28 protein-coding genes are annotated in these 23,657 nt (G+C 40.9%); 8 read left to right on the plus strand and 20 right to left on the minus strand.

The window, feature by feature from the left end; translation table 11 throughout:
- Positions 1-30: 30 nt before the first annotated feature.
- Both ubiA and OCV27_RS13975 read right to left on the minus strand, forming a co-directional pair.
- The gene (gene ubiA, locus OCV27_RS13970; RefSeq protein WP_125321471.1) at positions 31-885 is read right to left on the minus strand and encodes a 4-hydroxybenzoate octaprenyltransferase; all 855 of its coding nucleotides are present in this window, start codon (positions 883-885) and stop codon (positions 31-33) included.
- Entirely contained in the window at positions 886-1,425 is a 540-nt protein-coding gene (locus OCV27_RS13975) for a chorismate lyase (protein WP_125321473.1), read from the minus strand.
- A gap of 161 nt (positions 1,426-1,586) precedes the next feature.
- On the opposite strand from OCV27_RS13975, the gene OCV27_RS13980 reads away from it, so the two are divergent.
- A complete protein-coding gene (locus tag OCV27_RS13980; protein ID WP_125321475.1) occupies positions 1,587-1,994 on the plus strand; it encodes a flagellar basal body-associated protein FliL in 408 nt (135 codons plus the stop codon).
- Between the two features lie 22 nt (positions 1,995-2,016).
- Here the strand turns inward: OCV27_RS13980 and glpG are convergent, their stop codons facing one another.
- From glpG to ftsY, 6 genes are all read right to left on the minus strand, one after another.
- Positions 2,017-2,856: a rhomboid family intramembrane serine protease GlpG gene (gene glpG, locus OCV27_RS13985; protein ID WP_125321477.1), complete on the minus strand. Its 840-nt coding sequence runs from the start codon at positions 2,854-2,856 to the stop codon at positions 2,017-2,019.
- An 11-nt stretch (positions 2,857-2,867) separates the two neighbouring features.
- A complete protein-coding gene (glpE, locus tag OCV27_RS13990) occupies positions 2,868-3,191 on the minus strand; it encodes a thiosulfate sulfurtransferase GlpE (RefSeq protein ID WP_125321478.1) in 324 nt (107 codons plus the stop codon).
- 416 nt (positions 3,192-3,607) lie between these two features.
- On the minus strand, positions 3,608-4,465 hold the full coding sequence (rpoH, locus tag OCV27_RS13995) for an RNA polymerase sigma factor RpoH (RefSeq protein WP_125321480.1): 858 nt from the start codon (positions 4,463-4,465) through the stop codon (positions 3,608-3,610).
- 162 nt (positions 4,466-4,627) lie between these two features.
- On the minus strand, positions 4,628-5,593 hold the full coding sequence (ftsX, locus tag OCV27_RS14000) for a permease-like cell division protein FtsX (protein ID WP_125321481.1): 966 nt from the start codon (positions 5,591-5,593) through the stop codon (positions 4,628-4,630).
- Positions 5,586-6,257: a cell division ATP-binding protein FtsE gene (gene ftsE, locus OCV27_RS14005; RefSeq protein WP_125321483.1), complete on the minus strand. Its 672-nt coding sequence runs from the start codon at positions 6,255-6,257 to the stop codon at positions 5,586-5,588. The genes ftsX and ftsE overlap by 8 nt, the downstream gene beginning before the upstream one ends.
- A 21-nt stretch (positions 6,258-6,278) precedes the next feature.
- The gene (gene ftsY / locus OCV27_RS14010) at positions 6,279-7,418 is read right to left on the minus strand and encodes a signal recognition particle-docking protein FtsY (protein WP_125321485.1); all 1,140 of its coding nucleotides are present in this window, start codon (positions 7,416-7,418) and stop codon (positions 6,279-6,281) included.
- A gap of 208 nt (positions 7,419-7,626) precedes the next feature.
- Between ftsY and rsmD the strand changes: the two genes are divergently transcribed.
- Both rsmD and OCV27_RS14020 read left to right on the plus strand, forming a co-directional pair.
- Positions 7,627-8,241: a 16S rRNA (guanine(966)-N(2))-methyltransferase RsmD gene (rsmD, locus tag OCV27_RS14015; RefSeq protein ID WP_125321487.1), complete on the plus strand. Its 615-nt coding sequence runs from the start codon at positions 7,627-7,629 to the stop codon at positions 8,239-8,241.
- Positions 8,238-8,504 (plus strand): DUF1145 domain-containing protein, encoded by a 267-nt coding sequence (locus OCV27_RS14020; RefSeq protein ID WP_125321489.1) that lies wholly within the window; start codon positions 8,238-8,240, stop codon positions 8,502-8,504. The genes rsmD and OCV27_RS14020 overlap by 4 nt, the downstream gene beginning before the upstream one ends.
- Positions 8,505-8,547: 43 nt before the next feature.
- On the opposite strand, the gene OCV27_RS14025 is transcribed toward OCV27_RS14020, so the two are convergent.
- From OCV27_RS14025 to OCV27_RS14035, 3 genes are all read right to left on the minus strand, one after another.
- Positions 8,548-9,132, minus strand: a complete 585-nt coding sequence (locus OCV27_RS14025) for a YhgN family NAAT transporter (protein ID WP_125321491.1) — start codon at positions 9,130-9,132, stop codon at positions 8,548-8,550.
- Positions 9,133-9,326: 194 nt separating this feature from the next.
- A complete protein-coding gene (locus OCV27_RS14030) occupies positions 9,327-9,950 on the minus strand; it encodes a lysoplasmalogenase (protein WP_125321493.1) in 624 nt (207 codons plus the stop codon).
- A 900-nt stretch (positions 9,951-10,850) separates the two neighbouring features.
- Entirely contained in the window at positions 10,851-11,216 is a 366-nt protein-coding gene (locus tag OCV27_RS14035) for a DUF4145 domain-containing protein (protein ID WP_125322397.1), read from the minus strand.
- Positions 11,217-11,515: 299 nt separating this feature from the next.
- Between OCV27_RS14035 and OCV27_RS14040 the strand changes: the two genes are divergently transcribed.
- Positions 11,516-11,845 carry a DUF2500 domain-containing protein gene (locus tag OCV27_RS14040; RefSeq protein WP_125322398.1) on the plus strand — a complete coding sequence of 110 codons (330 nt, stop codon included), beginning with the start codon at positions 11,516-11,518 and terminating at the stop codon, positions 11,843-11,845.
- 160 nt (positions 11,846-12,005) lie between these two features.
- On the opposite strand, the gene arsJ is transcribed toward OCV27_RS14040, so the two are convergent.
- From arsJ to rhtB, 5 genes are all read right to left on the minus strand, one after another.
- Complete coding sequence (gene arsJ, locus OCV27_RS14045) at positions 12,006-13,226, minus strand: organoarsenical effux MFS transporter ArsJ (protein WP_125322399.1); 1,221 nt, start codon at positions 13,224-13,226, stop codon at positions 12,006-12,008.
- Between the two features lie 25 nt (positions 13,227-13,251).
- The gene (locus OCV27_RS14050; RefSeq protein ID WP_125322400.1) at positions 13,252-14,253 is read right to left on the minus strand and encodes an ArsJ-associated glyceraldehyde-3-phosphate dehydrogenase; all 1,002 of its coding nucleotides are present in this window, start codon (positions 14,251-14,253) and stop codon (positions 13,252-13,254) included.
- A gap of 19 nt (positions 14,254-14,272) precedes the next feature.
- Entirely contained in the window at positions 14,273-14,620 is a 348-nt protein-coding gene (locus tag OCV27_RS14055) for a metalloregulator ArsR/SmtB family transcription factor (protein ID WP_125322401.1), read from the minus strand.
- Positions 14,621-14,730: 110 nt separating this feature from the next.
- Positions 14,731-15,957: an EAL and HDOD domain-containing protein gene (locus tag OCV27_RS14060; protein WP_125322402.1), complete on the minus strand. Its 1,227-nt coding sequence runs from the start codon at positions 15,955-15,957 to the stop codon at positions 14,731-14,733.
- 22 nt (positions 15,958-15,979) lie between these two features.
- A complete protein-coding gene (gene rhtB / locus OCV27_RS14065; protein ID WP_125322403.1) occupies positions 15,980-16,597 on the minus strand; it encodes a homoserine/homoserine lactone efflux protein in 618 nt (205 codons plus the stop codon).
- Positions 16,598-16,682: 85 nt separating this feature from the next.
- Between rhtB and OCV27_RS14070 the strand changes: the two genes are divergently transcribed.
- Together OCV27_RS14070 and OCV27_RS14075 are read left to right on the plus strand one after the other, a co-directional pair.
- Entirely contained in the window at positions 16,683-17,672 is a 990-nt protein-coding gene (locus OCV27_RS14070) for an alpha/beta fold hydrolase (protein ID WP_125322404.1), read from the plus strand.
- Between the two features lie 108 nt (positions 17,673-17,780).
- Positions 17,781-18,608 (plus strand): Cof-type HAD-IIB family hydrolase, encoded by an 828-nt coding sequence (locus OCV27_RS14075; RefSeq protein WP_125322405.1) that lies wholly within the window; start codon positions 17,781-17,783, stop codon positions 18,606-18,608.
- A gap of 26 nt (positions 18,609-18,634) precedes the next feature.
- Here the strand turns inward: OCV27_RS14075 and OCV27_RS14080 are convergent, their stop codons facing one another.
- Positions 18,635-19,099 (minus strand): EVE domain-containing protein, encoded by a 465-nt coding sequence (locus tag OCV27_RS14080; protein WP_125322406.1) that lies wholly within the window; start codon positions 19,097-19,099, stop codon positions 18,635-18,637.
- A gap of 38 nt (positions 19,100-19,137) precedes the next feature.
- Between OCV27_RS14080 and OCV27_RS14085 the strand changes: the two genes are divergently transcribed.
- Together OCV27_RS14085 and OCV27_RS14090 are read left to right on the plus strand one after the other, a co-directional pair.
- Positions 19,138-20,655: a COG3650 family protein gene (locus OCV27_RS14085; RefSeq protein ID WP_125322407.1), complete on the plus strand. Its 1,518-nt coding sequence runs from the start codon at positions 19,138-19,140 to the stop codon at positions 20,653-20,655.
- Position 20,656: 1 nt separating this feature from the next.
- Entirely contained in the window at positions 20,657-21,253 is a 597-nt protein-coding gene (locus tag OCV27_RS14090; RefSeq protein WP_125322408.1) for a tRNA-uridine aminocarboxypropyltransferase, read from the plus strand.
- A gap of 42 nt (positions 21,254-21,295) precedes the next feature.
- Here the strand turns inward: OCV27_RS14090 and yigB are convergent, their stop codons facing one another.
- From yigB to OCV27_RS14105, 3 genes are read right to left on the minus strand one after another with little or no spacing between them, the layout of a single operon-like run.
- Entirely contained in the window at positions 21,296-22,027 is a 732-nt protein-coding gene (gene yigB, locus OCV27_RS14095; protein ID WP_125322409.1) for a 5-amino-6-(5-phospho-D-ribitylamino)uracil phosphatase YigB, read from the minus strand.
- Positions 22,027-22,956 (minus strand): tyrosine recombinase XerC, encoded by a 930-nt coding sequence (xerC, locus tag OCV27_RS14100; RefSeq protein WP_125322410.1) that lies wholly within the window; start codon positions 22,954-22,956, stop codon positions 22,027-22,029. The genes yigB and xerC overlap by 1 nt, the downstream gene beginning before the upstream one ends.
- Positions 22,925-23,635 carry a DUF484 family protein gene (locus OCV27_RS14105; protein WP_125322411.1) on the minus strand — a complete coding sequence of 237 codons (711 nt, stop codon included), beginning with the start codon at positions 23,633-23,635 and terminating at the stop codon, positions 22,925-22,927. Before OCV27_RS14105 ends, xerC begins: the two co-directional genes overlap by 32 nt.
- Positions 23,636-23,657 lie beyond the last annotated feature (22 nt).

Below are 23,657 nucleotides of genomic sequence, written 5' to 3' on the forward strand. Positions count from 1 at the left end.
AGCAGGTTGCCTTCTTTCATTTAAAAGCCTTCACCAAAGCTCAATCAATAGACCCACTGTAATAGCCATACCTACATAATTGTTGTTCAAAAAAGCTCGAAAGCACTCATCACGCTGACGGTTATGGATCAGGTATTGCTGAAAAATAAACAAGCCTCCAGCCACCACCAAACCCAAGCAGTAGCTTATACCAAGTTCGTACCACCAACCCAAAGCAATCAACATCGCCATAGTAATCAATTGCAATAGGCCAATCATTAACTTATCAAAGTGACCCAATAAAATTGCCGTTGATTTAATACCAATCTTCAGATCGTCATCTCTATCAACCATTGCATACTGAGTGTCATACGCAATAGTCCAAACTACATTGATAGAAAAGATATACCAAACCATAACAGGCAATTCATTAGCTTGAGCTGCCCACGCCATAGGAATTGACCAGCTAAAAGCCAACCCAAGAAATAACTGAGGGAAGTGGGTATAGCGCTTCATAAAAGGATAAATAAATGCAAGTAACAGAGCAATAAAAGAAAGTTTTATAGTGAGTGTGTTCATCGTCATTACTAATAAAAAAGACGATATAGACAACGCTATAAATAACCCTAACGCCTCTTTAGAACTCACTCGACCTGAAGGTAACGGTCTTTGGTGAGTCCGTTTCACATGACCATCTACTTTACGATCAGCAAAGTCATTAATAACGCATCCGGCTGAACGCATAAATATTACACCAAGCATAAATACCAACAAAACCTTAAGGTCTGGTAGTCCTTGCGCTGAAACAATAAGAGCCCAAAGTGTTGGCCATAACAAAAGCAATGTTCCAATCGGCTTGTCCATACGCATGAGCTGCCAATAGGCATGTGCTCTTGCAGACATCATTTACTTTATCTCCTCATCGTATATTGGCGCACTTGGTAAAAATAACTCAGCAACTAAAATAGGCTTCTGGTTTATCCACAAACGAGATCGGCGGGCTAAGAAGTCACCATATTTAGTTATTGCCCAGCCAACCTTTAGAGCATCGCGCTTAACATCATTCGCACTAAATATCGTCAGTCCAAGAGGCGTCTCACCTTGGTGCTCTAAATTAAATGGTTGTCCCGCCATTGATGATTGCGGAATTAGGGTTCGACCCAACACCCAAGGGCAAGAGTCTCCCTTGAGCACCACTTTTCTTAATAAACAAGGCTCTCGCTCAAGAAGCTCAACCTCTTGAACATTGAGTTTTTCAGCCCTAACAAATTTATTGTGCTGTAAATCGACACTCAATGTTTGGCAATGTTGTGCCAATAAACGCGATAGTGAGCCCTGCTCTAACAACCAATTTTTTGAAATTTGAGTCGGAAAGTTAAATTTATCACAATCCTGCCAATTTACTTGACTAAGAGCAGATAAATAAAGCGAAGTAGATTGATTCATACTAGTATTCAATAAGTAGCTTTATCGCCAGTCACTAGAGAATATGACTTTGTTGTAAGCCACTCGGTGAGTGCTCAGTACATAATTCTCAAAAAGATTTCCATTGTAACAAGAGTCAGGCGATTCTAGTATCATGATTCGAAGAAAGAAAAGACAGACATATGATTAAACGTTGCTTATTCCAATTATTTTTCACATTGAGCATATTGTCCAGCCTTCCTTTACTAGCGGAAGAATCAGGTGAAGACAAGTTAGCTTATTTTACTCTTGAGCCAGACCTCACCACTAATTTCTATACCAAGGGGAAAAAGCTCGGTTATATTCAGGTTCGCATTGATATAATGGTAGCCAATAGCACTGATTTGTCAGTAATAGAGCAGCACCAACCGCTCATACGCGATGCTGTAATAGAGCTACTAGGTAAGCAATCTGCCGATACCATCACATCTCTGGCAGGACGCGAGGATTTACGTAAAACCTTAGTTGAGCGCTTAAATGCGATTTTATTACCCGAAACAGGGCGTACAGTGATTGCCGATTTACTATTCACTAAGTATCTTTACCAGTAGCCACGAAAACTTCAGAGCAGCATTAGTCACTTGACGTTTTCATTCGCTGGGAATCAACTAAGCCAAGCAGAACACCTGAAACCAAGCCAACCAAATGTGCACTGTTGGCTATTGCCATAAAAGGTTGAACAAAACCTAATACTAGCCATACCAACATAAACCCGACAATAGGCCTAGGTATGCTTAGTCCAAGGTGAGGCGCTTTGTACCCTAAGATAAAGAGATAGCCAACTAGCGCATAAACGACTCCTGACAGGCCTCCAAAATTAGCCCCCTCCATCCAATATTGCCCAGCACCAGAAAGTGCTGCGGATACAAAAAATAGCTGGATCAATTTACCCGAGCCAAGCCTCTGTTCAATGTCCCCGCCTAGCTGCCACCACCAGAGTAAATTAAAAGCAATGTGGACAATGGAAAAATGCAATAGGGCATGGCTAATCCAACGCCACAATTGCCATTCCTGCCCCGCTAAAGCCGGGAAGTGAAGCGCCGAAAAAATCATTCGTCCCGCACCAAACTGCTGCAAGAAAAAAATCACAACGCAAAGAGCCATTACAGACAAAGTAATTGGGCCTGCTTTTGCCCTGAGCATTGATATCATTGAGGGTGACTGATAATGAAAACGATTGGTGCGGCTTTCTGCCATATCCCAAGATGCAGCTTGGTAGCGGCTGTCATTAGGGTTATTCAGAAAGCGTTGTAACTCTGACTCAACTTCTACTTGGTGTTGAGGATCTGCAAGCCACAAGGAAAAGTAATCATTACCTTCTGGCATCATCTGAATATTAATTTGACGAGAAGCCATGTAATCAATAAAAGCTTGCCCCATACGAGGGCTGGAAAGTGCTGTGAGTCTTATCATGTTTACTACTACTATAAATTAGATTCAACAGGTAACAGGGCACGTTGCCAAGCTTCAAATCCGCCATCAACACTATATACCTGCTCAAAGCCTTGATTAACTAAATATTGCGCAGCTCCCTGGCTACTGACTCCGTGGTAGCATATAACTAACACAGGCTGCTCAAACTCTACTTCATCCATAAACTGACCCATAGTTTCATTGGTCAAGTGATAGGCCTTCTGTGGATGAGCGACAGAAAAAGACTGAAGATCGCGAATATCTACCAATCGTGTCTCGCCCTGCTCTAATAGCGCCTGAGCTCCTAGGACATCGATATGCTGAAACTGATCCATTTTACTGCCTCTTTTAAAACATCAATTTTGCAATCCATTGTAACCTATCCAGTGTTAAACAAGTACACTATGTCAATATGGTTATCCACTATTGATCGTTTCTTTATCGATTGTGGATAAATCTGTGGATTGCGTTGATAAGGTATCTGGCAAAGGTTCGATCCACAACATATAGTGATGATCCTTACCTTTCTGTGTGGATCATATAAATATCCCCATTCTGAAATTGGCCATGAAGCCTTTATTCACACGCCTTTTTTACACCAAGCGAATAAATTCATCACAGAGTTACCCACAGGAAGGTCGGCAAAATTCGATCCAGTAACCTCACCTCTAAATGATTTATTGATCCCAAAAAAACAAAAAAGCCGAGACCTTACGATCTCAGCTAATTTAAAGTAACTGCCTATTCTTGCCTAGAAATCTCCGACAGCAACCTTAAGCTTTTTCATCGCATTCTTCTCTAACTGACGAATGCGCTCTGCAGAAACATTGTATGTTTCTGCCAGATCCTGCAGTGTTAACTTGTGATCTTCTAACCAACGAGACCGCACGATATGCTGACTACGTTCATCAAGACTGGATAAAGCTAAGCTTAATCTGTGGTTGGTATGCGCTTCCCAATTTGCAGCTTCGACATTATCTGCCACATCTGATGCCTTATCTTCAAGGTACAACATAGGTGCTGTATAAGAGATACCAGTATCATCATCGTCGTTTTGCATTTCGAAGGCGGCATCTTGAGCAGCAAGACGAGATTCCATTTCTCGCACTTCTGAAGGCTCAACCCCGAGCTCTTTGGCGACAGTTTCCACCTCACCATTATTAAACCACCCCAAACGCTTTTTAGATTTGCGCAAATTAAAGAAAAGCTTACGTTGGGCTTTAGTCGTTGCTATTTTCACTATACGCCAGTTACGCAAGACATATTCGTGAATTTCTGCCTTAATCCAGTGTACCGCGAATGATACAAGACGAACACCAACTTCAGGGTTAAAACGCTTAACCGCTTTCATCAGGCCAATATTTCCTTCCTGAACTAAGTCTGCCATTGGTAGGCCATAACCAGAATAACCTCGAGCTACATGCACAACAAAACGTAAATGCGAAAGAATCAGGCCTTTAGCCGCTTCGATTTCACCGTCATAATGTAGTCGCTCTGCAAGTTCACGTTCCTCTTCAGCAGTCAGCATGGGATAACTGTTCACTGTACGGATATAACTATCTAAACTATCTTGTGTAACTACAGCCATTGGATACGCTTGGTTAGTCATTCATTTCCTCATTAACACAGGATCTGGGGGTTGGTTTAAATCCACTATTTTGAATCTGATATGCGTAATATTCAAGCATATCAGAGCTATTATGCATAAACCTTTCATTGATACAAGTAAAAGGGGCACTCTGTGCCTTCCTTTTCATGAGACAGCAAGGGTTTAAACAGGTTCAATTTCTTTGAGGTGACGCAGAGCTGACACCTTTGCAGCCAAGCAGCCAAGAAAAGCACCCAGCATTAATAGTAATAGGCTTTCGTCCCAACTCAAACCAACGAGTCTAAATTGGCTATCATACAATAGGGCTAATTTTTCAACACTACTATTAAGAACAACGGTAATAATCACGGTTAAAATCCAAGCCGTCAATGCACCTAAACAACCAAACCACATACCAGAATATAAATACGGCCTCAAAATAAAACTGTTAGTTGCCCCTATCAGCTTCATGGTCTGTATTTCCTCTTTATTAGCCAGCACATTGAAACGAAGGGTATTTCCAACAATTAAAAACACCGAGCCCAACATGAGTACCGATAAAGTAATCACAATCCCACAAACAAGGTTCTTTATCGCATCAAGTCGAGTTAACCAGTCTTCGTCTAAGCGAACGTCTGTCACTTCCTCTTCTTGCGCAATTGCAGCGGCCAACTGCTTAATCTCATAATTTTCTTTAACACTGGGCGTCACTATTAATACACCCGGTAAAGCATAATCATCTAATAACGAAATAGCTTGCTCAAAACCAGAATACTGACTCAAATCCTCAAGGCCTTGCTGAGGAGATATGTATTCCACCGTAAGAACTTGATCCATACTTTCCAGTTTATCTTTCAGTACCATAACCCGAGCTTCAGGAGTCTGTTCGCGTATGTATCCACTAACTTTAGATGGACTGGTGACATTAACAGAAGCTGCGGATAAATTCTTACCCAACACATACAATGCTGTAGGCATGGCTAGGGCCATAGAAATCACCGCCAGCGTGAGTACATTACCTAACGGACGAGACCACATCAGAGAAAATGATGCTCTGGCCTGCTTAATATGTACCGCAAAAAAGCTATCACGCTTAATACGGCTTTGAGCACGAACTTTTACGGCTTTCCTATTGCGTACGTTAGGCATAATCTTCTACCTCACTAAGAAAACCCTGATTCAGCTCAAGATGGCGATACTGAGGACGAGTATTAACTAGTCCAGTATCATGCGTGGCGAGTAATATTGTCACACCAGCACGATTAAACTCTTCAAATAACTTTACGACACGATTGGATAAATCAGGATCCAAATTACCTGTTGGCTCATCAGCCAGAAGTAAAGTAGGACGATTGACCACCGCTCGCGCAATACCAACTCGCTGCTGTTCACCGCCAGATAACTGGCTTGGTAAACATTTGACTTTATCAAGCAAACCTGTTTTATCTAAAGCCGCTGATACCCGCCGCTTAATATCTGTTTCAGAAATAGACTCTATACGCATCGGCAGTGCAACATTATCAAACACAGAACGATCCATTAGCAACCGATGATCTTGAAAAACGATGCCAATATTACGGCGTAGAAAAGGAATATCTTTGCTAGGAATGCGAGTGATCTCGTGATCATTAAAACTGATTTTTCCATCGGTTGGACGCTCAATAGCACAAATCAGTTTAAGTAAGGTACTTTTACCAGCACCAGAATGGCCACCGAGAAACGCCATCTCCCCACGACGCAAGTGGAAATCAACTTTCTGCAAGGCTTGTCTACCGCCGCGATATGCTTTACTTACTTGCTTAAACTTTATCACTCGTCATTCCTCTTACTAAACCTAATCTTCGCGGCTAAATAATGCTTCTATGAACTCCTGAGTCTCAAATGGGCGTAAATCATCAATATTTTCTCCCACACCAATATATCGAATCGGAATCTGAAATTGATCCGCAAGAGCGAAAATAACGCCTCCTTTTGCTGTGCCGTCTAACTTAGTTAAGGCAATACCTGTCAGGGGTGCCACATCGCTAAACAGCTTTGCTTGGCTGATCGCATTCTGGCCTGTACCAGCATCCAATGTCAGCATAATTTCATGAGGTGCAGATTCATCAACTTTCTTCATTACACGAACAATTTTTCGTAACTCTTCCATCAAGTTAGCTTTATTTTGTAATCGTCCTGCCGTATCAGCAATAACTACATCAAACCCTTTTGCTTTGGCAGACTCAATAGCATCATAAATCACCGAAGCACTATCGGCACCTGTATGCTGAGCCACAACGGGGACCTGGTTACGATCACCCCATACTTGTAGCTGCTCGACAGCCGCGGCACGAAACGTATCTCCTGCAGCAAGCATCACTTTCTTACCTTGAGACTGAAATTGCTTCGCTAGCTTGCCAATTGTTGTCGTTTTGCCGACCCCATTGACGCCTACCATCAAAATCACATACGGTGTTTTTTCAGTATCAATCTCAAGTGGCTTTTCAACACTTGATAAAATTCCAGCCATCTCATCTTTAAGCAAGCTATACAATGCTTCACCATCTTTAAGCTCTTGACGAGAAGCCTTTTCAGTTAGATTTGCAATGATTTTTAGTGTGGTATCCATACCCACATCAGCAATCAGCAACTGCTCCTCCAGTTCCTCAAATAGCTCATCATCGATCTGCTTTCCTTTAAATAAACCAAAAAAACCAGCTCCTATGTTTGCTTTAGTACGAGCCAAACTACGTTTTAAGCGAGCAAAAAAACTTTCTGTAGGCTTTTGTTGCTCAATCACTTTATTCTCTTGTGGTGACTCAAACTCTTCTGCTGATGGAATCTGGGTATCTTGCACAGATTCTTCAATAACCTTTACTTCTTCAACGGCTTCAGCAACGTCCTGTGACTTGTGTTGATGGAGCGACTGGTTATCTTGCTCTTCCTCACCAAAACCAAGCCAAGAAAGTAATCCGCGTTTCTTTTTTTCCGTCATCTGGGGATATCCTAGATTGTCTTAATTTACTCTGACACTTTTCATCGGGTATTGTCCCGATTACGAAAAGAAAAATGACAACAAAGTGAAAAGTTTTCAGCACCATGGTGATGGTATACACTTTGTCATCAACAAATTTGGGTTTTACTCAGCTCGAACTCACTGAGCGACTGGGTATAGTATCACTTTATTAGCGGTCAAAAAATCTATGGTACAACGTCGCCAGCAAAACACATCACAAAAAAAGTCTTCATCCGGCTTTGTTCGGATCATTAGTGGATTATGGAGAGGGCGCAAATTGCCAGTTCATAATGCAGAAGGGCTACGCCCGACCACTGACCGAGTAAAAGAAACTCTGTTCAACTGGATAGCCCAGGATATCCCCCAGGCAAAATGCCTAGATTTATATGCAGGCTCAGGCGCCTTAGGCTTTGAGGCGGCATCACGACAGGCAAAAGAAGTCACCATGATCGAGCTAAACCAAAGCACTTTCGAACAATTAAATAAGAACATCTCATCGCTAAATGCAACCAACCTTAAAGCCGTACAAAGTGATACTATTCAGTACCTACAACAGCCAGGCATACCACATCATATAGTATTTATTGACCCTCCATTTCATAAAAATCTACTTAAACAGACAGTCTGTCTTCTAGAAGATAATGGTTGGCTGGCAAGTGATGCCATGATTTACATTGAAACAGAAAAAGAGCTTATATTAGAAGGAATTCCAAGCAATTGGCATTTACACCGCGAGAAATATGCGGGGCAAGTAAGCTATCGACTATATACAAGAATACAAGACGAAAAGAGAATGCTATGAAAGTACTACTACTATTGGCCAAAGCCGCGATTGGCTTTGTATGGTTTATCCTGCTGCTAAACTTTTTTATGCCATTTCCAGGTAAAGCAGCAATTGCCCTGTATATTTTAACTGCCTTTTTGTTCATGATGCATGGCTTACAATCAGCTATCTTCATAGGCGCATTTGGTGACAAGATTGAAATGACTCGCTGGGAAAAATGGTCAATTTTGATATTTGGAATATTCGCTCTGCTAGATATTCGTCGCAAGCACATGATGTAGATAAAATTAAAACCGCCGCTTATATAGAGCGGCGGATTAAATATTAACCGAGGTAACTTTTCACTCCGTTGAGAAACATCTGTGTAGAAATCATCACCAACATTAGTCCCATCAGGCGCTCTATCGCTTTAAGCCCGCGCTCTCCCAAAATACGGTGGAAAAAACCGTAAAACATAAGAATTAAAAATGTTGCTCCCCAAGCTAGCATCACAGCGGCTGACAACTCTATTAATTTATTAGGGTGTTGTGTTGACAAAAGTAGCAAAGCCGCAATAACAGAAGGCCCAGCAATCATAGGAATAGCCATGGGTACAATGAACGGCTCCTCACCAGCAGCTAACCCTGTAATACTCCCTGCACTTGGAAAAATCATTTTAATCGCAATGATAAATAAAATGATCCCTCCAGAGATACTTAAAGTCTCAGGCTGAACATGAAGGAAACTCAAAATAGCCTTACCTGCAAACAGGAACAGCATCAGTATAATTAGCGCAAAAAACAGCTCTCGCATCAAAACTTTGCGCCTACGCTTCGGGTCTAGGTGCTTTAGTATGGATAACACAATAGGAAGATTGCCAAGCGGATCCATAATGAGGAACAACATGGTCGCAGCAGAAAGAATTTCCATTAATTAGTCTCCAAAGGCAAAGTAGTGAAAGCGCACTTATTTAGCCTGAGCACTATATTTATTGCAAGAAAATCACCATAGAATATTGATATTTTCAATACTATTACTCCACTACAATTTATGGCACTGCCAATATCATTCAACCAAAAACCTGTCAAAAGTAACATCTAGTATTGATAGCTAAATCATTGATTTTACGAGATCAAAGAAGAGACAATTAATGAGTGGGCCAACAGGTAACTGCCAGAGATCAGATAACGGCCATATAGAAAAGAGTGCTTGTAATCGTGTATTGCCAGTAAAACTGCAGAAAGTGTTAATGTCAGCGTCCCTATAAAACCCATAATACTAGCGATGGTTCCTGCCATTAACCATACCTCTCCTGCTGCCCAATTAAATTGAAACAAAACCATCCCCATGATTACAACAGGAAAGATTACACGATCAATTTTTGGTAGCATGAGAAAGAACACAACAATACCAATGGCTAACAACATAGCGGGTAACCACCAAACCATTCCACCCGAAAGCATCAGCCAATAAGCAGTACTGTAACAAAGCTGCGCTAAGATAAACGCAGAAAAACACAGTTTTTTCTTTTGCTTATAAATGTAGAGAACGTCTGCAAGGATAGAAACCCCTATGCCAAGCGTTACCCACCATACAGACACACTATCCACACCGCTCTGAGTCCAGAGTATTAGCGCTAGCATAAGAAGGGATAATGCTTTAAATACTGCCGCGAGCCTGTACTGACTGCCTTCATTAGCACTAATGCTAATAAACCCTGATAACGCAACTGAAAGCCAGCTCCACATGCTTCCCCCTATTCTAAACTGAGACGCCAGTTTAGGCAGGAGCGCAAAGATGTCCAGAAATGAAAAGCAAAATTTCGATCTTGATTAGGCTTAGCTTATACCACTTACGATATACCACTTTGAATCAGAGAGTAGATAACTTAATGTTTTATTAGTTCTACACAATTATCTAACGAAACAAACAAAGCATTATGGAATCATTATAAAATCACCAAGAAGGAAATAAATCACATTAAAAATCATATACTTAAAATAAATTACGCTGTATAATTATTAGCCAGAAATGTATTGGCTAGTATTTTAAAACACTTTTAAAACAAAATAATAAACTATAGTGAAGAAAATCAGACAAAAACCAGTGTAATCATATCATTTACTCAACTCTGACATTTAATTGAATATATCACACATAAACCACTATAAACCTAAAAAAACCCAACAATGTAATAATAAAAAATCACATAAAAACATATAGATAAAAACAAAAATCATCAAACTGAACAAGATACGAACAGCTTAAAAATAACAACCAAAATCCCTAAAATACGTTTTATATTGTTATTTTTGGCCACATAAACATTAACTTTTGAGCTTTATGAAAATAAATACTTGATCAAAGTGCAAAAATACTGCTATTCTTAAATGTATAGATTAAAACATCAATTTAAAGGAGCAGGGTTATGATTACTTCCTCACAAAAACAAGGACTTGTAATGATCGCGGTTGTTGTTGGCCTAATGACGCTGCCGATGATGTACTAAACCATATCATAAAACAAAAAAGGGACGCAAAGCGTCCCTTTTTTGTTTTATGATAATTTTACAACCAAACATAGGCCATTTATTCAACAGACAACACACTTTTACCATAGGGTGAAAAGTTGCAAATTCATGGCTTTAACTATAGATGCTTGGACAAAGTATCCCAGTGGGCATAATAGAAAAATAACGCAGCTAACGTAATCAGTGTCATTAAGGTAATCGCAGCCCTCCAAATAAAACGACTGCTTCTCGGTGTCAGTTCCTTCTCACATTCATCACACACAACTAGAAAATCTCTACAACTCTCCAGCTTATAATCTTCTTCATGTACTATTTTATTACGGATAGTTGCGATATAACGCAATTTTCCAATCACATCATGTGGTAAACGTTCCTCACAACTCGTAACCAACTGGTGCAAACCCTTACCTTCAGCGTGATATTGTATGCGAAGCAGCGTTTCAATTTTCCGTGTCCGTGTTACTACTTTCTCGATATCAGACATAACTCCCTCCATCGCCAATAAATTTAGCGCACAAAATCAGCATCCAACCAACTCAAACGACCAGTAACCACCATTACATATAACCCAACATCTCTTACACAAGCAAATAATCCATATGAATCAAAGGTTAACCATATCAGGATACGGAAAAAAAAGTTGTCAGCATGTGATATACCTCGAAGAATTCCACATAAACAGATAAAGCAAACCGCTGTCTCATGAAAGGTACAAACCTAACATCGAATTAGAATTACACTAACCTGATAATTCAAAGGATTAAGCTACAATAGGAAAAGATTATGCCACTAATTTTGTTTTGTATCCTTGCTACAGGCATTATCGCCAGCGGCTGGTTATTTAGTCGGTTCTACATCAAGCATATTCAAGAATACAATGCACCAGAACAAACAGCTCATGTTGTGGTTATCGACAAGCAAGTATTTTATCCATCAGTACACGATGTCGGACTAGAGGAACAACAATATTGGATATATGTACAGAAAGGGCTCATAGGACCAAGACGTGAGTTTCAGATTGGAGCCCACTACTTCCACGCCATAAATCCTGGCGATAGGGGCGTACTTACCTACCAAGGTGATAAGTTCCTCCACTTTACTACCAAGCATTAGCTCATTATTTGACCACCTGTAGCATATTCTTCTTAGCCATTTTCTACTCATACTCAAACCCTATTGTTCAGATTAACCATTTGAGACTTTCAATTTAGCAATAAAGCAGTGGCCTAAGATATAGCCTAAGTCAGCTTTTAGTCATAGAACTGTATTTCTCCTAAGCAGCTACTTCCTTATTTTTTGTCGGCAGCTGAATAGAGATTAACGTTGCTAAAACAATAAAAACAAACGAAACCCACAAACAAGCCGCCAAGCCTGATATTTGGAATATCCAGCCAGAAAGCACTGTGCCAATTAACCGACCCATCGCATTGGCCATATAGTAAAAACCAACATCCAAAGACACGCCATCACCTTTGGCATAACTTACTATCAAGTAGGAATGAAGAGACGAATTGACGGCAAACACAGCACCAAATATCAACAAACCAACCACTATAACCAGCTCTGGCTGCCAATTCATTTCCACCCCAAACGCAACGCCTGCAGTAATCAGTGCCAATAAACTAACCCAAAACAACGCTGAGGTACCATCCGGAGCCTTATGGTGAGCTCGACCGGTAATTTTTGGCGCTAAACCTTGCATGAAACCATAGGCGATCACCCAAGTTGCTAAAAAACCACCAACCCATAAGTGATCCCAACCAAATACACTTCCTAAATAAACAGGTAAAGCCACAACAAACCAAACATCTCTTGCACCGAATAAAAACATCCGAGCAGCAGATAAAATATTAATCGAACGTGATTTGGAAAAAATTTCATTAAACTTAGGTTTACTCTTCGCCTTACCCAAATCACTTTCTAGACCATACAAACTACCCATCAAAACCAGAGCTAAGACACTTGCCATCAAGATCACAGCATATTTAAAGCCAATCAGAGAAAGCAACAGGCCACCCATAAAAAAACCAACACCTTTCAAGGCATTTTTAGAGCCAGTCAGAATCGCTACCCACTTATATAACGCACCTTGCTGTTCATCAGGTACCAACGACTTGATAGAACTCTTTGCGCTCATTTTGTTAAGATCTTTAGCAATGCCAGACAAAGCTTGAGCCAACATAACCCAAGAGATAGTTAGCCAGGCATTGGGCACAGCAAGCATACTCAAAGCAATTATCTGCATCGCTAGCCCAAGGTTCATGGTTTTATTTAAACCAAGCCTAGCCCCTAGAAAACCACCAACTAAATTAGTTACAACACCAAAAAACTCGTAGAAGAGAAACAAGGAGGCAATTTCTAGTGTGCTATATCCTAAATCGTGGAAATATAGCACCACCAGCATTCTTAATGCTCCATCTGTAATGGTGAAATTCCAGTAGTTAAACGTCACCAAGATGTACTGACGTACATTCTTGGATAAATTTACAATCATAGAAAATGCCTCATCTAAGTTTCATTTACACAAGGCCGACTTTGCGCACTAACTCAGCAGTACGAGTCGCATAACCCATTTCGTTATCATACCAAGCATAAATTTTAACCATCCGCTTACCGACCACCATTGTAGATTGGGCATCAACTATGCTAGAACGCTGATCACCTTTATAATCTATCGACACAAGAGGGCGCTCTTCAAAGCCTAAAATACCGTTCAATTCTCCCTTAGATGCATCTTTTAGTAGGCCATTCACTTCCTCAGGGGTTGTATCACGATTGACCTCAAAGATAATGTCGGTCAATGATGCATTCGCAAGTGGAACCCGAACAGCATGACCATTAATTTTACCTTTCAGATCTGGAAATATTTCAATAATAGCCGTAGCACTACCAGTGGTCGTCGGGATTAGACTCATACCGCAAGCTCTTGCACGCCGTAAGTCTTTATGCGGTGCATCAAGTATCGTCTGGGTATTGGTCAAATCGTGAATAGTGGTAAAGGAGGACCTCTCTATACCCAACGTCTCATGAATCACTTTTACAATAGGAGCGATGCAATTGGTCGTACATGACGCAGCAGTAACCACTCGGTGTTTTTCTGGATCAAAAATGTGATCGTTAACACCAACCACAATGTTGGCAACATCCCCACCCTTTACCGGGGCCGAAACAACAACTCGCTTTACACCTTGGGCTAAATATTTATCGAGAAAGGAAGCATTGCGATGCTTACCTGTCGCTTCAATAACAACATCACAACCAGACCAATCAATGGCATCGATATCTTCCTCTTGCCTTGATTTAATACTTTGCCCTTGGACTACAATATGATCATCTTGCGCTTTCACTTCATGATGCCATCGACCTTGTACTGAGTCGAACTCCAATAGATGTGCCAGTGTTTGTGCATTACCCGCAATATCATTAATCAGTACAAACTCAATTTCTTTCCAATCAAATGCAGCACGTAAAGCCAAACGTCCAATCCGGCCAAATCCATTAATTCCAACCTTAATTGTCATTACTCTATCCTTTTTAATATTACATCCCCTGACAGCAAACCGGTCGCCCAGAAATTGCATTAAGTCTCTCAACATCTTTCTGGTACATGTCTGCTAAGCACTGAGAAGCAACCAGATTGTCTATTAACTTTCTCATCCAACCTGGTAGGTCCTTGCTGAATCGATAAAAAACCCATTGCCCTTGACGAATATCAACTAAAATTCCATTCGAGCGCAATTGAGCAAGATGGCGAGAAATCTTTGGCTGACTTTCCTGAAGAGCCTCTGTCAACTCACCCACCGACAAGCACTGCTCACGTTCAATTAACAATACACAACGCACTCGAGTTTCATCAGAGAGCAATTTAAAAAATTGATGCGGCAACATACAAATATAACCTTATATGAATATGCGAATATATTTATTTAAAATCCAACAAAGATCAATCATAGAGTAGCAGTGTCATAAAAAGTTCACGGAATAATATCGTTGGTTCTTTAGATGAGGCGGTGGATGTCTCTACTCCAGCGCTGAGCCTCAGAAATACGAGGCATAACCTCATCAACTGATAAATTAAGTTGCTGACAAGCTTTCTGCATTCCAAGCCAATCCGCTTTCTCATAACACTCTTCTAGGTTGAGCAAAATCCCATATGGCCCCTGCCGCTCTAATAAGGCTTTTTCTATCGAATGGTTAAGAGGAAGTTGTCGAACCAACTCTTCCAAAGGAAGATCCAGTAAAGCATCTAATGTTGAGAAAAGACCAATCAGGAATGCTTGTTCTTGAAACTGATTGAACGGGTTATCACGAGCCATAAGTTGGCAAAATTGCGCGCGCTGAAGAGATACATTGTAAAGCTCTTTAGGCTTTTGTAATGAAATAAAAGAGGCCACAGCGAGTGAAACAAAAATACGCAGCTTATCTTCCCCAAGATACACTAAAGCTTGACGAAACGAAGATATTGTCACTTCTAGCCTTTCAGACATTGTATTAACAAAGCGCAGTAACTGGTAAGATAAAGCGACATCTTTTGCAACGATTGCTTCAACTTTTTGGAAGTCGACATCTGTTTTACAAACCTCACTCAGTAGCTCCATCGCAATAATCTGCTCAGGACTGATGTAGCGCTGCTTTATCATCTCAGGTTTACTAAAAAAATAGCCTTGGAAAAAGGTAAAACCTGCAGAGCGAGCGGTTAAAAAATCTTGCTCAGTCTCAACTCGCTCGGCCAAAAATTTGCGCCTACTGCCACGAGATTTATGCAGCTTAACAAACTCACACGCCACCTCTAAGCCCATTGCCATAATGTCAAGTTTGATAATCTGAATAAACGGTAGAAAGCGCTCCCAGTCTTGGCTGTAAACAAAATCATCCAAAGCAATGATATACCCAGCGAGACTAATTTCTTTAATCGCTTCAAATAATTCATCAGTAGGAGAACACGTTTCCAAAACTTCAATCACAACTTTGTCTCTAGGCAAAGTTAGAGGCAAGCGCCTTAACAAGCTTTTATGAGGAAAATTAATAAAACTTCGCGATTGAACCAGCGCGGGGTTAACCCCGAGGGACAAAAAATTCTCGACGATTAACCGATACGTCGCTCGGTTGGACTCAATATGAGCAGGATAAGAGTTCTGTTCACCATCACGAAACAGCAGCTCGTACCCTAAAGTTTGTCTTTTTGCATTAAAAATGGGCTGACGGGCCACATAAGTATCACGCATTAGCTACTTACCCCAGAGCCACTTAGGCTTTCGCAACAGCTAATAATGCTCCACAGAATATAAACATGGAGCCAAATAATTTATTAAGCTTGCGCATGATTTTATCAGAGCGAATAAAGCGTGCCATCTGTGCAGCTAAAGAGGTATATCCTATCATCACAATCGAGTCGATGATTACAGTCGTTACACCTAACACTAATAGTTGACCAAGCTGATCTCCTGCAGGATCAATAAACTGAGGAAAAAGTGCTACTAAAAAAACTATAGATTTAGGATTAGTTAGATTGATCAGTACGGCCTTGCGCATTAGCACATGGGCAGGTAGGACTTCGCCACCTGCCTGAGCAACCAACGAAGATGTATCTCGCCATTTCTGTACTCCAAGCCAAATCAGATATCCTACTCCAAACCATTTTATAACAGCAAAAGTTGCTGCTGACTGTGCAACTAAAGTACCAATACCTATACCTACCAGCATAATGTGTATCGCTAGACCAACTTGTAATCCAGCAACCGCTAATAGTGACTTACGAGTTCCATATGAGATACCGTTACTGATAGAATTTACTGTACCTGAACCTGGAGCCAGACTAAACACAACCGCTGTTACTACATAGGCGAACCAAACATGCATATCCACTGTATTTTCTCCTCGACTAAACGGCCTTGGCCACACATAATTTAGACTTATCCATTTTATTCGTATCGATAGTAGGCCCAAGATCATGAATAAATCAGTCTTAAATATTCAATCCTCTTATACCCAAGAGTTGAATTTTGAGCAAGCAATCAATAGCCATATTGCTCAATTTTGGTCAAGACGTGAGGAAGGTTTCGTTCAATCCTTTGATAAAACTCAACTGTTTTGGATAAAACTCACATCCGCTAAGCATCACAAAGCAATCGTGCTAGTAAATGGTCGTATTGAATGTACTTGGAAATATCAGGAACTTTTCTATGATCTTTTCCAACAGGGCTATAATATTTACTCGTTCGATCATAGAGGTCAGGGCTTATCTGATCGCTTGATTGATGACATACAAATGGGTTATGTAGAAGAGTTTGACGACTATGTTCATGACTTACATCACCTAATGCAGCACTTCAATCTAGAACCGTACGAACGTTGCTATTTGATGGGGCACTCGATGGGAGGAAACATAGCGACCCGTTACCTACAAACTTATCCAAACCATCCATTTTCTGCAGTTGCACTTAGTGCACCTATGTTTGGCATTAATTTACCTTGGCATCTTAAACTTATTGCCATTCCTTTTGCTCAGATTATGACAGCACTATCAACGCAGCCTTCTTTTGCACCTGGCCAACAAGATTATTACCCCAAACCCTTTGAAAACAACTTTCTCACTCAAAGTTATACGCGCTATCAATGGTTCAGAAATCTTTACGAGCAAAAGCCAGAACTTAAAATTGGTGGAGCCAGTAATCGTTGGGTCTGGCAAGGACTGATGGCAGCTAAGAAATGTCATCTTATGGCCAGGCACATTAAGATCCCACTGCTGCTGCTACAAGCAGGCAATGACAAAATCGTTTCAAATCATGATCAGAGCACATTCTTCAAAAAGCTGGCCAAAAATAATTTCAACTGCGTGTTAAAACATATTAATCACTCGCGTCACGAAATTTTATTTGAAAAAGATGAATACAGAAACCAAGCGCTAGACACAATGCTCACTTTCTTCGACCTCTATTGATAAACTAGGAAAAAACTCAAACTTATCTTTACCCTCTTTTCATCTTAAACATTGGGATAGAATGGAGACCTTAAACTTTCGTAGTATCGAATAAATCATGAGGATGATATGACAGAAATACGCAAAGAGAACCCTTTTCAACTCGTCGCCTCTGATTTAGATGGCACCTTGCTAGCCCCAAATCATAAACTAAGCGAGTTCTCCAAAAGAACATTAAAAGAGCTACATCACAAGGGCTACACCTTTATTTTTGCAACAGGCCGTCATCATGTCGATGTTGCTGGTATTCGCAGCCAAGTCGGAATACCAGCCTATATGATCACTTCTAACGGTGCTCGAGTCCATGATAAAAACGACAACCTGATGTACAGTAATAATATTCCTTCCACTCTAATCCAACCAGTGATTGATGTGATACGTCAGGACCCTGATATTTTCATCAACATGTATAAAGATGAAAGTTGGCTGCTAGATCGTGATAACGACGCTCTTGCAGCATTCCATAACGAGTCAGGCTTTGCTTTCAAAAGTTTTGATTCTCAAACAGCACCCACTGATGGCATTGCAAAAGTCTTCTTCACTCATCCAGATAAAGATCATGAACATTTAGTTAAATTTGAACAGCAACTGAATGAGAAATTTGCAGGAAAACTCAATATTGCCTTTTCTACACCATGGTGCTTAGAAGTCATGGCGGCAGAAGTTTCTAAAGGTGAAGCACTCAAAGTCGTCACAAACTCTCTCAACCTAACTCTTGAGAACTGTATTGCATTTGGTGACGGTATGAATGACGTCGAAATGCTTTCTATGGCTGGAAAAGGCCTTGTTATGGAAACCGCTCATGATAAGGTGAAAGAGGCACTACCTGACAACGAAGTGATCGGCAGTAATGCAAATGATGCTGTAGCTCACTATCTTCATACACATTTGTTCTAAAATAAAAAGTCCTGTACTGCTACTGATTACGAAGAGCTCTTCTCTTTGCTCAATATCGCCTGCCATTCAAGCTCACTTACAGGCATGATTGATAGGCGGTTACCACGTTTTACTAAAGGCATATTGTCAAGTTCTGGCATTGCTTTCATTTCAGATAAAGGGATAAAAAGCTCCATATTCCTAACAAACTCAATATCCACCATAAACCAGCGTGGATTATCGACAGACGATTTAGGGTCAAAATATGCACTCTCAGGATCAAAAGCAAAATGATCCGGATAGGCCTGCTTAATTACTTTGGCAATACCAACCACCCCTACATGTTTACATGAAGAGTGATAAATTAGGACTAAGTCGTCAACTTTGACTTGATCTCGGATCATATTTCGAGCTTGATAATTCCGTACGCCTTCCCAACAAGAAGTAGTTTGTGTGCGAAGTGTGTCAATAGAGAAAGTGTCTGGTTCAGTTTTGAATAGCCAATATGACATAATGACGCCCAAATGATTTACTATGAGGAAGATATACCATGAAGGCGTTAAGAAACCCAGTGGTACTCACTATAGCTTTGCTACTGCAAGCTTGTTCCAGTTTCCAATCTAGCCACCCGAGTGCACCATTAGCTTCACTAAGTAATCCTTCCTCAATCCAACCTCAATCCTTTGTTATTCGTGGTGAAGTTGTTCTTGGTAAAGAAGTCCGCTCTATTACACCATGTGGAAGTCAACAACAGTATTGGCTAGATATGCCAGAAGACCGTTTTCAACAAGGAATGACGCTAGTCCGTTCCCCTTATGCGCCCTTATATGGTGAAGTAATAGGTCACCTTGAAACTACTGGCAATAAAGGATTTGCTGCAAACTATGGCGCACGCTTTGTAGTCGAAAAAATTAATCTTCTAACAGCTGAAAATCCCAAACGCTGTAATCAGCCAACTCAACCCACTAGAGCATTTGGTAATGAGCCTTTTTGGTCAATAGAATTTCAAAAAAATACATTGAAGTTCAGTGGAATAAATACCCAACCGGAAAACCTAGATTTACTATCAAGCAAACTGCAAGATGATCGTCGTCGCTACACATTAAGCAATGGGGAGCTAGAACTTAACCAGCAAAGCTGTACCGATAACATGAGTGATAGCCTCTATGGCTGGACTTCAACGCTCAAACATCATGATAAGAACCTTCACGGCTGCGCGACACTTTCAAATCAGGATACATCCTTAAATTGGGCATCCACCTATCAAGCAGAATCAAATACTGGCGCGCCTTTTAGTGTCACACTAAGATTAAGCCCCGACCATACTGCTAACACAATTTATAGCTACCAAAATGGCACTGAAGACACGGTAGAGAAAGGCTTTTGGCAACAAATTAATAACCAGCAAGTTCAAGTTGTGAGCACTCACTTACAAGGTCAATCACTACGTTCTGAGCGTATTTATACCAAGGATGGGGTAAACCAGTTAAGTGCAACACAAGAAAAAGTTGGCAACATAATCTACGACATTACTAATGGTGGACTGAAGCTTTACAAAGTAGTAGCAACAAACCCTACTAAACAAATTTCACCAGACATCAACAAAATCCGCTCCAGTGCTGAATTTAATCCTATGGTTGATGAAGCGTTGAGAACATACTTTGCAAATACCAATCAAGATTCCTCCGGTACTCGTTACCGCTGGCTCACTTATGATCTCAACGCTGATGGACAAAAAGAGTTATTAGCACAACTAGATTGGTGCGGTTCAGGTGGATGCACTCTATTGATTTTCAGCAACATCAATCAAAAATGGCAATTCAATAGCCGGATAACATTGGTACAAACCCCTTTAAACTTAGGAGTGAAAAGTCATCATGATTGGCGCGATTTCGTAATGTTTGTCAGTGGTGGTGGTGCGACCCCTAATCAACACACTTTAAAATTTGATGGTAGCCATTACCCTCTCAACCCAAGTAATGCACCTGTTGCCAGCTATGATGAGATCAGTCCAATTCAACTTTTCTCTGATGGCCTGACACCCCACCAAGGAGGCATCACACTTTAATATGATCTCCTCTTGTCTAGAGTGCGGGCTAAAATATAACTGCATATGTGACCACATACCATTGATTGAGATTAATGCTCACATTGCACTCTTAATGCATGAAAATGAGCAGGGGCGAGAAACAAATACCGGCCAATGGTTACTCAAATCTACTAAGTCTGCCAGCCAGCATATCTGGAAAAGAAAACAGCCCTGCTCCAAGTTGTCGGCGTTGATATCGGATCCTAGCTATCAAGCATTTGTGCTATTTCCAGGGCAACAGAGTCAATTAATAAACAAAGCTATCCACAACGGAGGTCAAATAAAAAACACTACTCTTTTATTTATAATTCTCGATGGTACATGGCAAGAAGCTAATAAAATGTTGCGTAAAAGCCCTTGGCTACAGGATATACCAAAGGTTAGTTTGGATGCTGACATAGCATCGAGCTACCACCTTCGTCGCAATCAAAAGTTCGGCAATCTATGCACTCTCGAGGTAGGTGCAGAAATTATTCGATGCTTAGGTTATGCAGAATCTGCTGTTCAGCTACATCAGTTTCTCATCCATTACAGCAAGGCTTTCTACGCAGACAAAAGCGGCCACCAGCTCAAATAATAAATTTGCGTACTGGGTAGACTTCGCTTTAACTCGTTTGAACTATTTAGAGTGAGGATTAATTAGTAAAGAAAGCTCAGTCAAACTCGATATCTCGACATCAGGTAGAATTCGAGCACTGCCATGCTTTGTTAGCAAACTACATTGATCATTAAACCAGCAGGCCTTTAGACCACTATTTTTCGCTCCTTGTACATCACTAAGTAAATGGTCACCAACATGCAGCACCATACTAGGTGGTAGTTGAAGATGTTCAACTGCTTTATCAAACAGCTGACAATGGGGTTTGGCATAACCATCTCGCCCCGACTTAAGTATGAGAGAAAAATAGTTTGCTAAGCCAATACGTTCCACATCAACATTGCCATTAGTAATCGCCACTAAGGGAATACATTTGGCAAGCTCTTCCATGACCTGATGAGTTTGCCAAGGTACTTCAAAGTCACTACGTAAGTGACGTACTTGCTGCATTGCTTCTTCCGCCGCCTGTTTTGCTTGTTCTTCTTTATATCCAAGGCGGTACAGGCCAGTTTCAATCTGCTTATAGCGCCATAGCGAGAGATCGTTGGCTAACCAACTATCTGCTCTAACAAGCTCGTTTTTAAGCTTACGCCACCAGCTCATTGGCTGGGTAGTGGAAATCGGGTGAAACTTATGTAGCCATAAAGCAAACTCGGTTTCTAACCGTTTAATAACTGGACGATTATCGTATAATGTGTCATCCAAATCGAAAGTCATGGCATGAATAGCAGCTAATGGGCGAAAAAACCTCATCAATTGCCCTCTTTTTTCTTGGCTCTTGGATGGGCCTGATCGTAAACATCAGCTAAGTGCTGAAAGTCGAGATGGGTGTATATCTGAGTGGTTGAAATATTCTCATGACCTAATAATTCTTGAACCGCTCTCAGATTTTGGCTCGACTCGAGCATATGAGTCGCAAATGAATGACGTAATTTATGTGGGCTAATATGGCTAGCAACAGACTGCTTTTGTCCCCACTCAGCCAAACGCTTTTGTACACTACGATGAGAAATTCTGCCCCCAAGTTTAGAAACAAATAGGGCAGGTTCTTGAGCATTTGCTATCGCTCCACGTGCCTTGAGCCATTTAGTTACCCATTCTTTGGCCATGCCCGCAAATGGAGCTTTACGTTCTTTATCTCCTTTACCCATAACGCGAATGTCACCCGACGACAAACTCAGATCGCGGATGTTAATACCGACCACCTCTGCTAATCGAAGACCAGAGCCATACATAAGCTCCATCATGGCTCGATCACGAATAGCCAATGGATCATCTTCATTTACATCAAGTAGTTGACTCACTTCATCAATATCAAGGTTTTTCGGTAATGGCCTTTGCTTTCTAGGCGCTGAAACACCTTTGGCCGGATTGGCAGTCAGTTCACCACGTAAAATCAAAAAATCAAAAAAACTCCGTAGCGAGGATAACCTAGTCGCAAGACTACTCGCTTTCATGCCATTACGCATACCCTTACTTGCAAGCTGTCGAACCCAAGCAGCATCAACTTGATCCCAATCTTTTATCCCCATAGAAACTAGGTGCTGCGCCATGGTTTCAAGTTGCTGTTTATAATTACGTTGGGTATGAAGACTCAACCCTTTTTCACTTCTTAAATACTCGTAGAAGCGATCTAATGGGCTCTGTAAACTACTGGGAAGAGGAGTGACTAACTCTTTCATACGTCTGGCCTTTCCATGGTAGTGTATCAACTAGGTGAGACAGCACTAAAGTAAGGTGTCTCAAAAATAAGGTATCCATATCGGGTTGAAAATGCCCACCATCACTACTAGAGAACACTAAAATACCTTGGAGTGACTTCTTTTTCAGAGGCAAAATTACATAAGATCCCATCTCGGGAGCTCGTGCTCCATCACCTAGCAATAAAACTTGATCCGCTTTACGTAAACGACCTAAATAAGCACTTTTACCATTAAGGTAGTTAGTAGCAAAACGTTGATAACCATTTTTGTCGAGTGAATAATATCCCGGCTGCGTCCCTAACAAACGAAAATAGGCCACTAAACCCATCAACTTCGCCGCATCTTCGATCGTTTTGATAACAGATATTAAGCAATCACACTTGAGAATACTCTCCTCAAGCGACATAAATTCGTGAAAAGTACGATCATTACTTTTTGCCAACGACATTAAAGTGCTAATTTCTTCTTCCAATTCATCAATACGCTGACGTTGCCTTTTCATTTGCAAATGAACTAGAGAGATGGCTGCCTGACCCTCGTGATGAGGTAAAGCAAGACTATCGACTAAGTCGCCGCGCTTAGTAAAAAAATCAGGATGTTCGCGTAAGTAGTTTGCAACAACCTCAGAGGTTAGTGCATCCGCTTCAAACTGTGACACATTGATACCTTTAACAGTTTAT

Source organism: Vibrio pectenicida (assembly GCA_024347015.1).
In the GTDB taxonomy this organism is placed as follows: domain Bacteria; phylum Pseudomonadota; class Gammaproteobacteria; order Enterobacterales; family Vibrionaceae; genus Vibrio; species Vibrio pectenicida.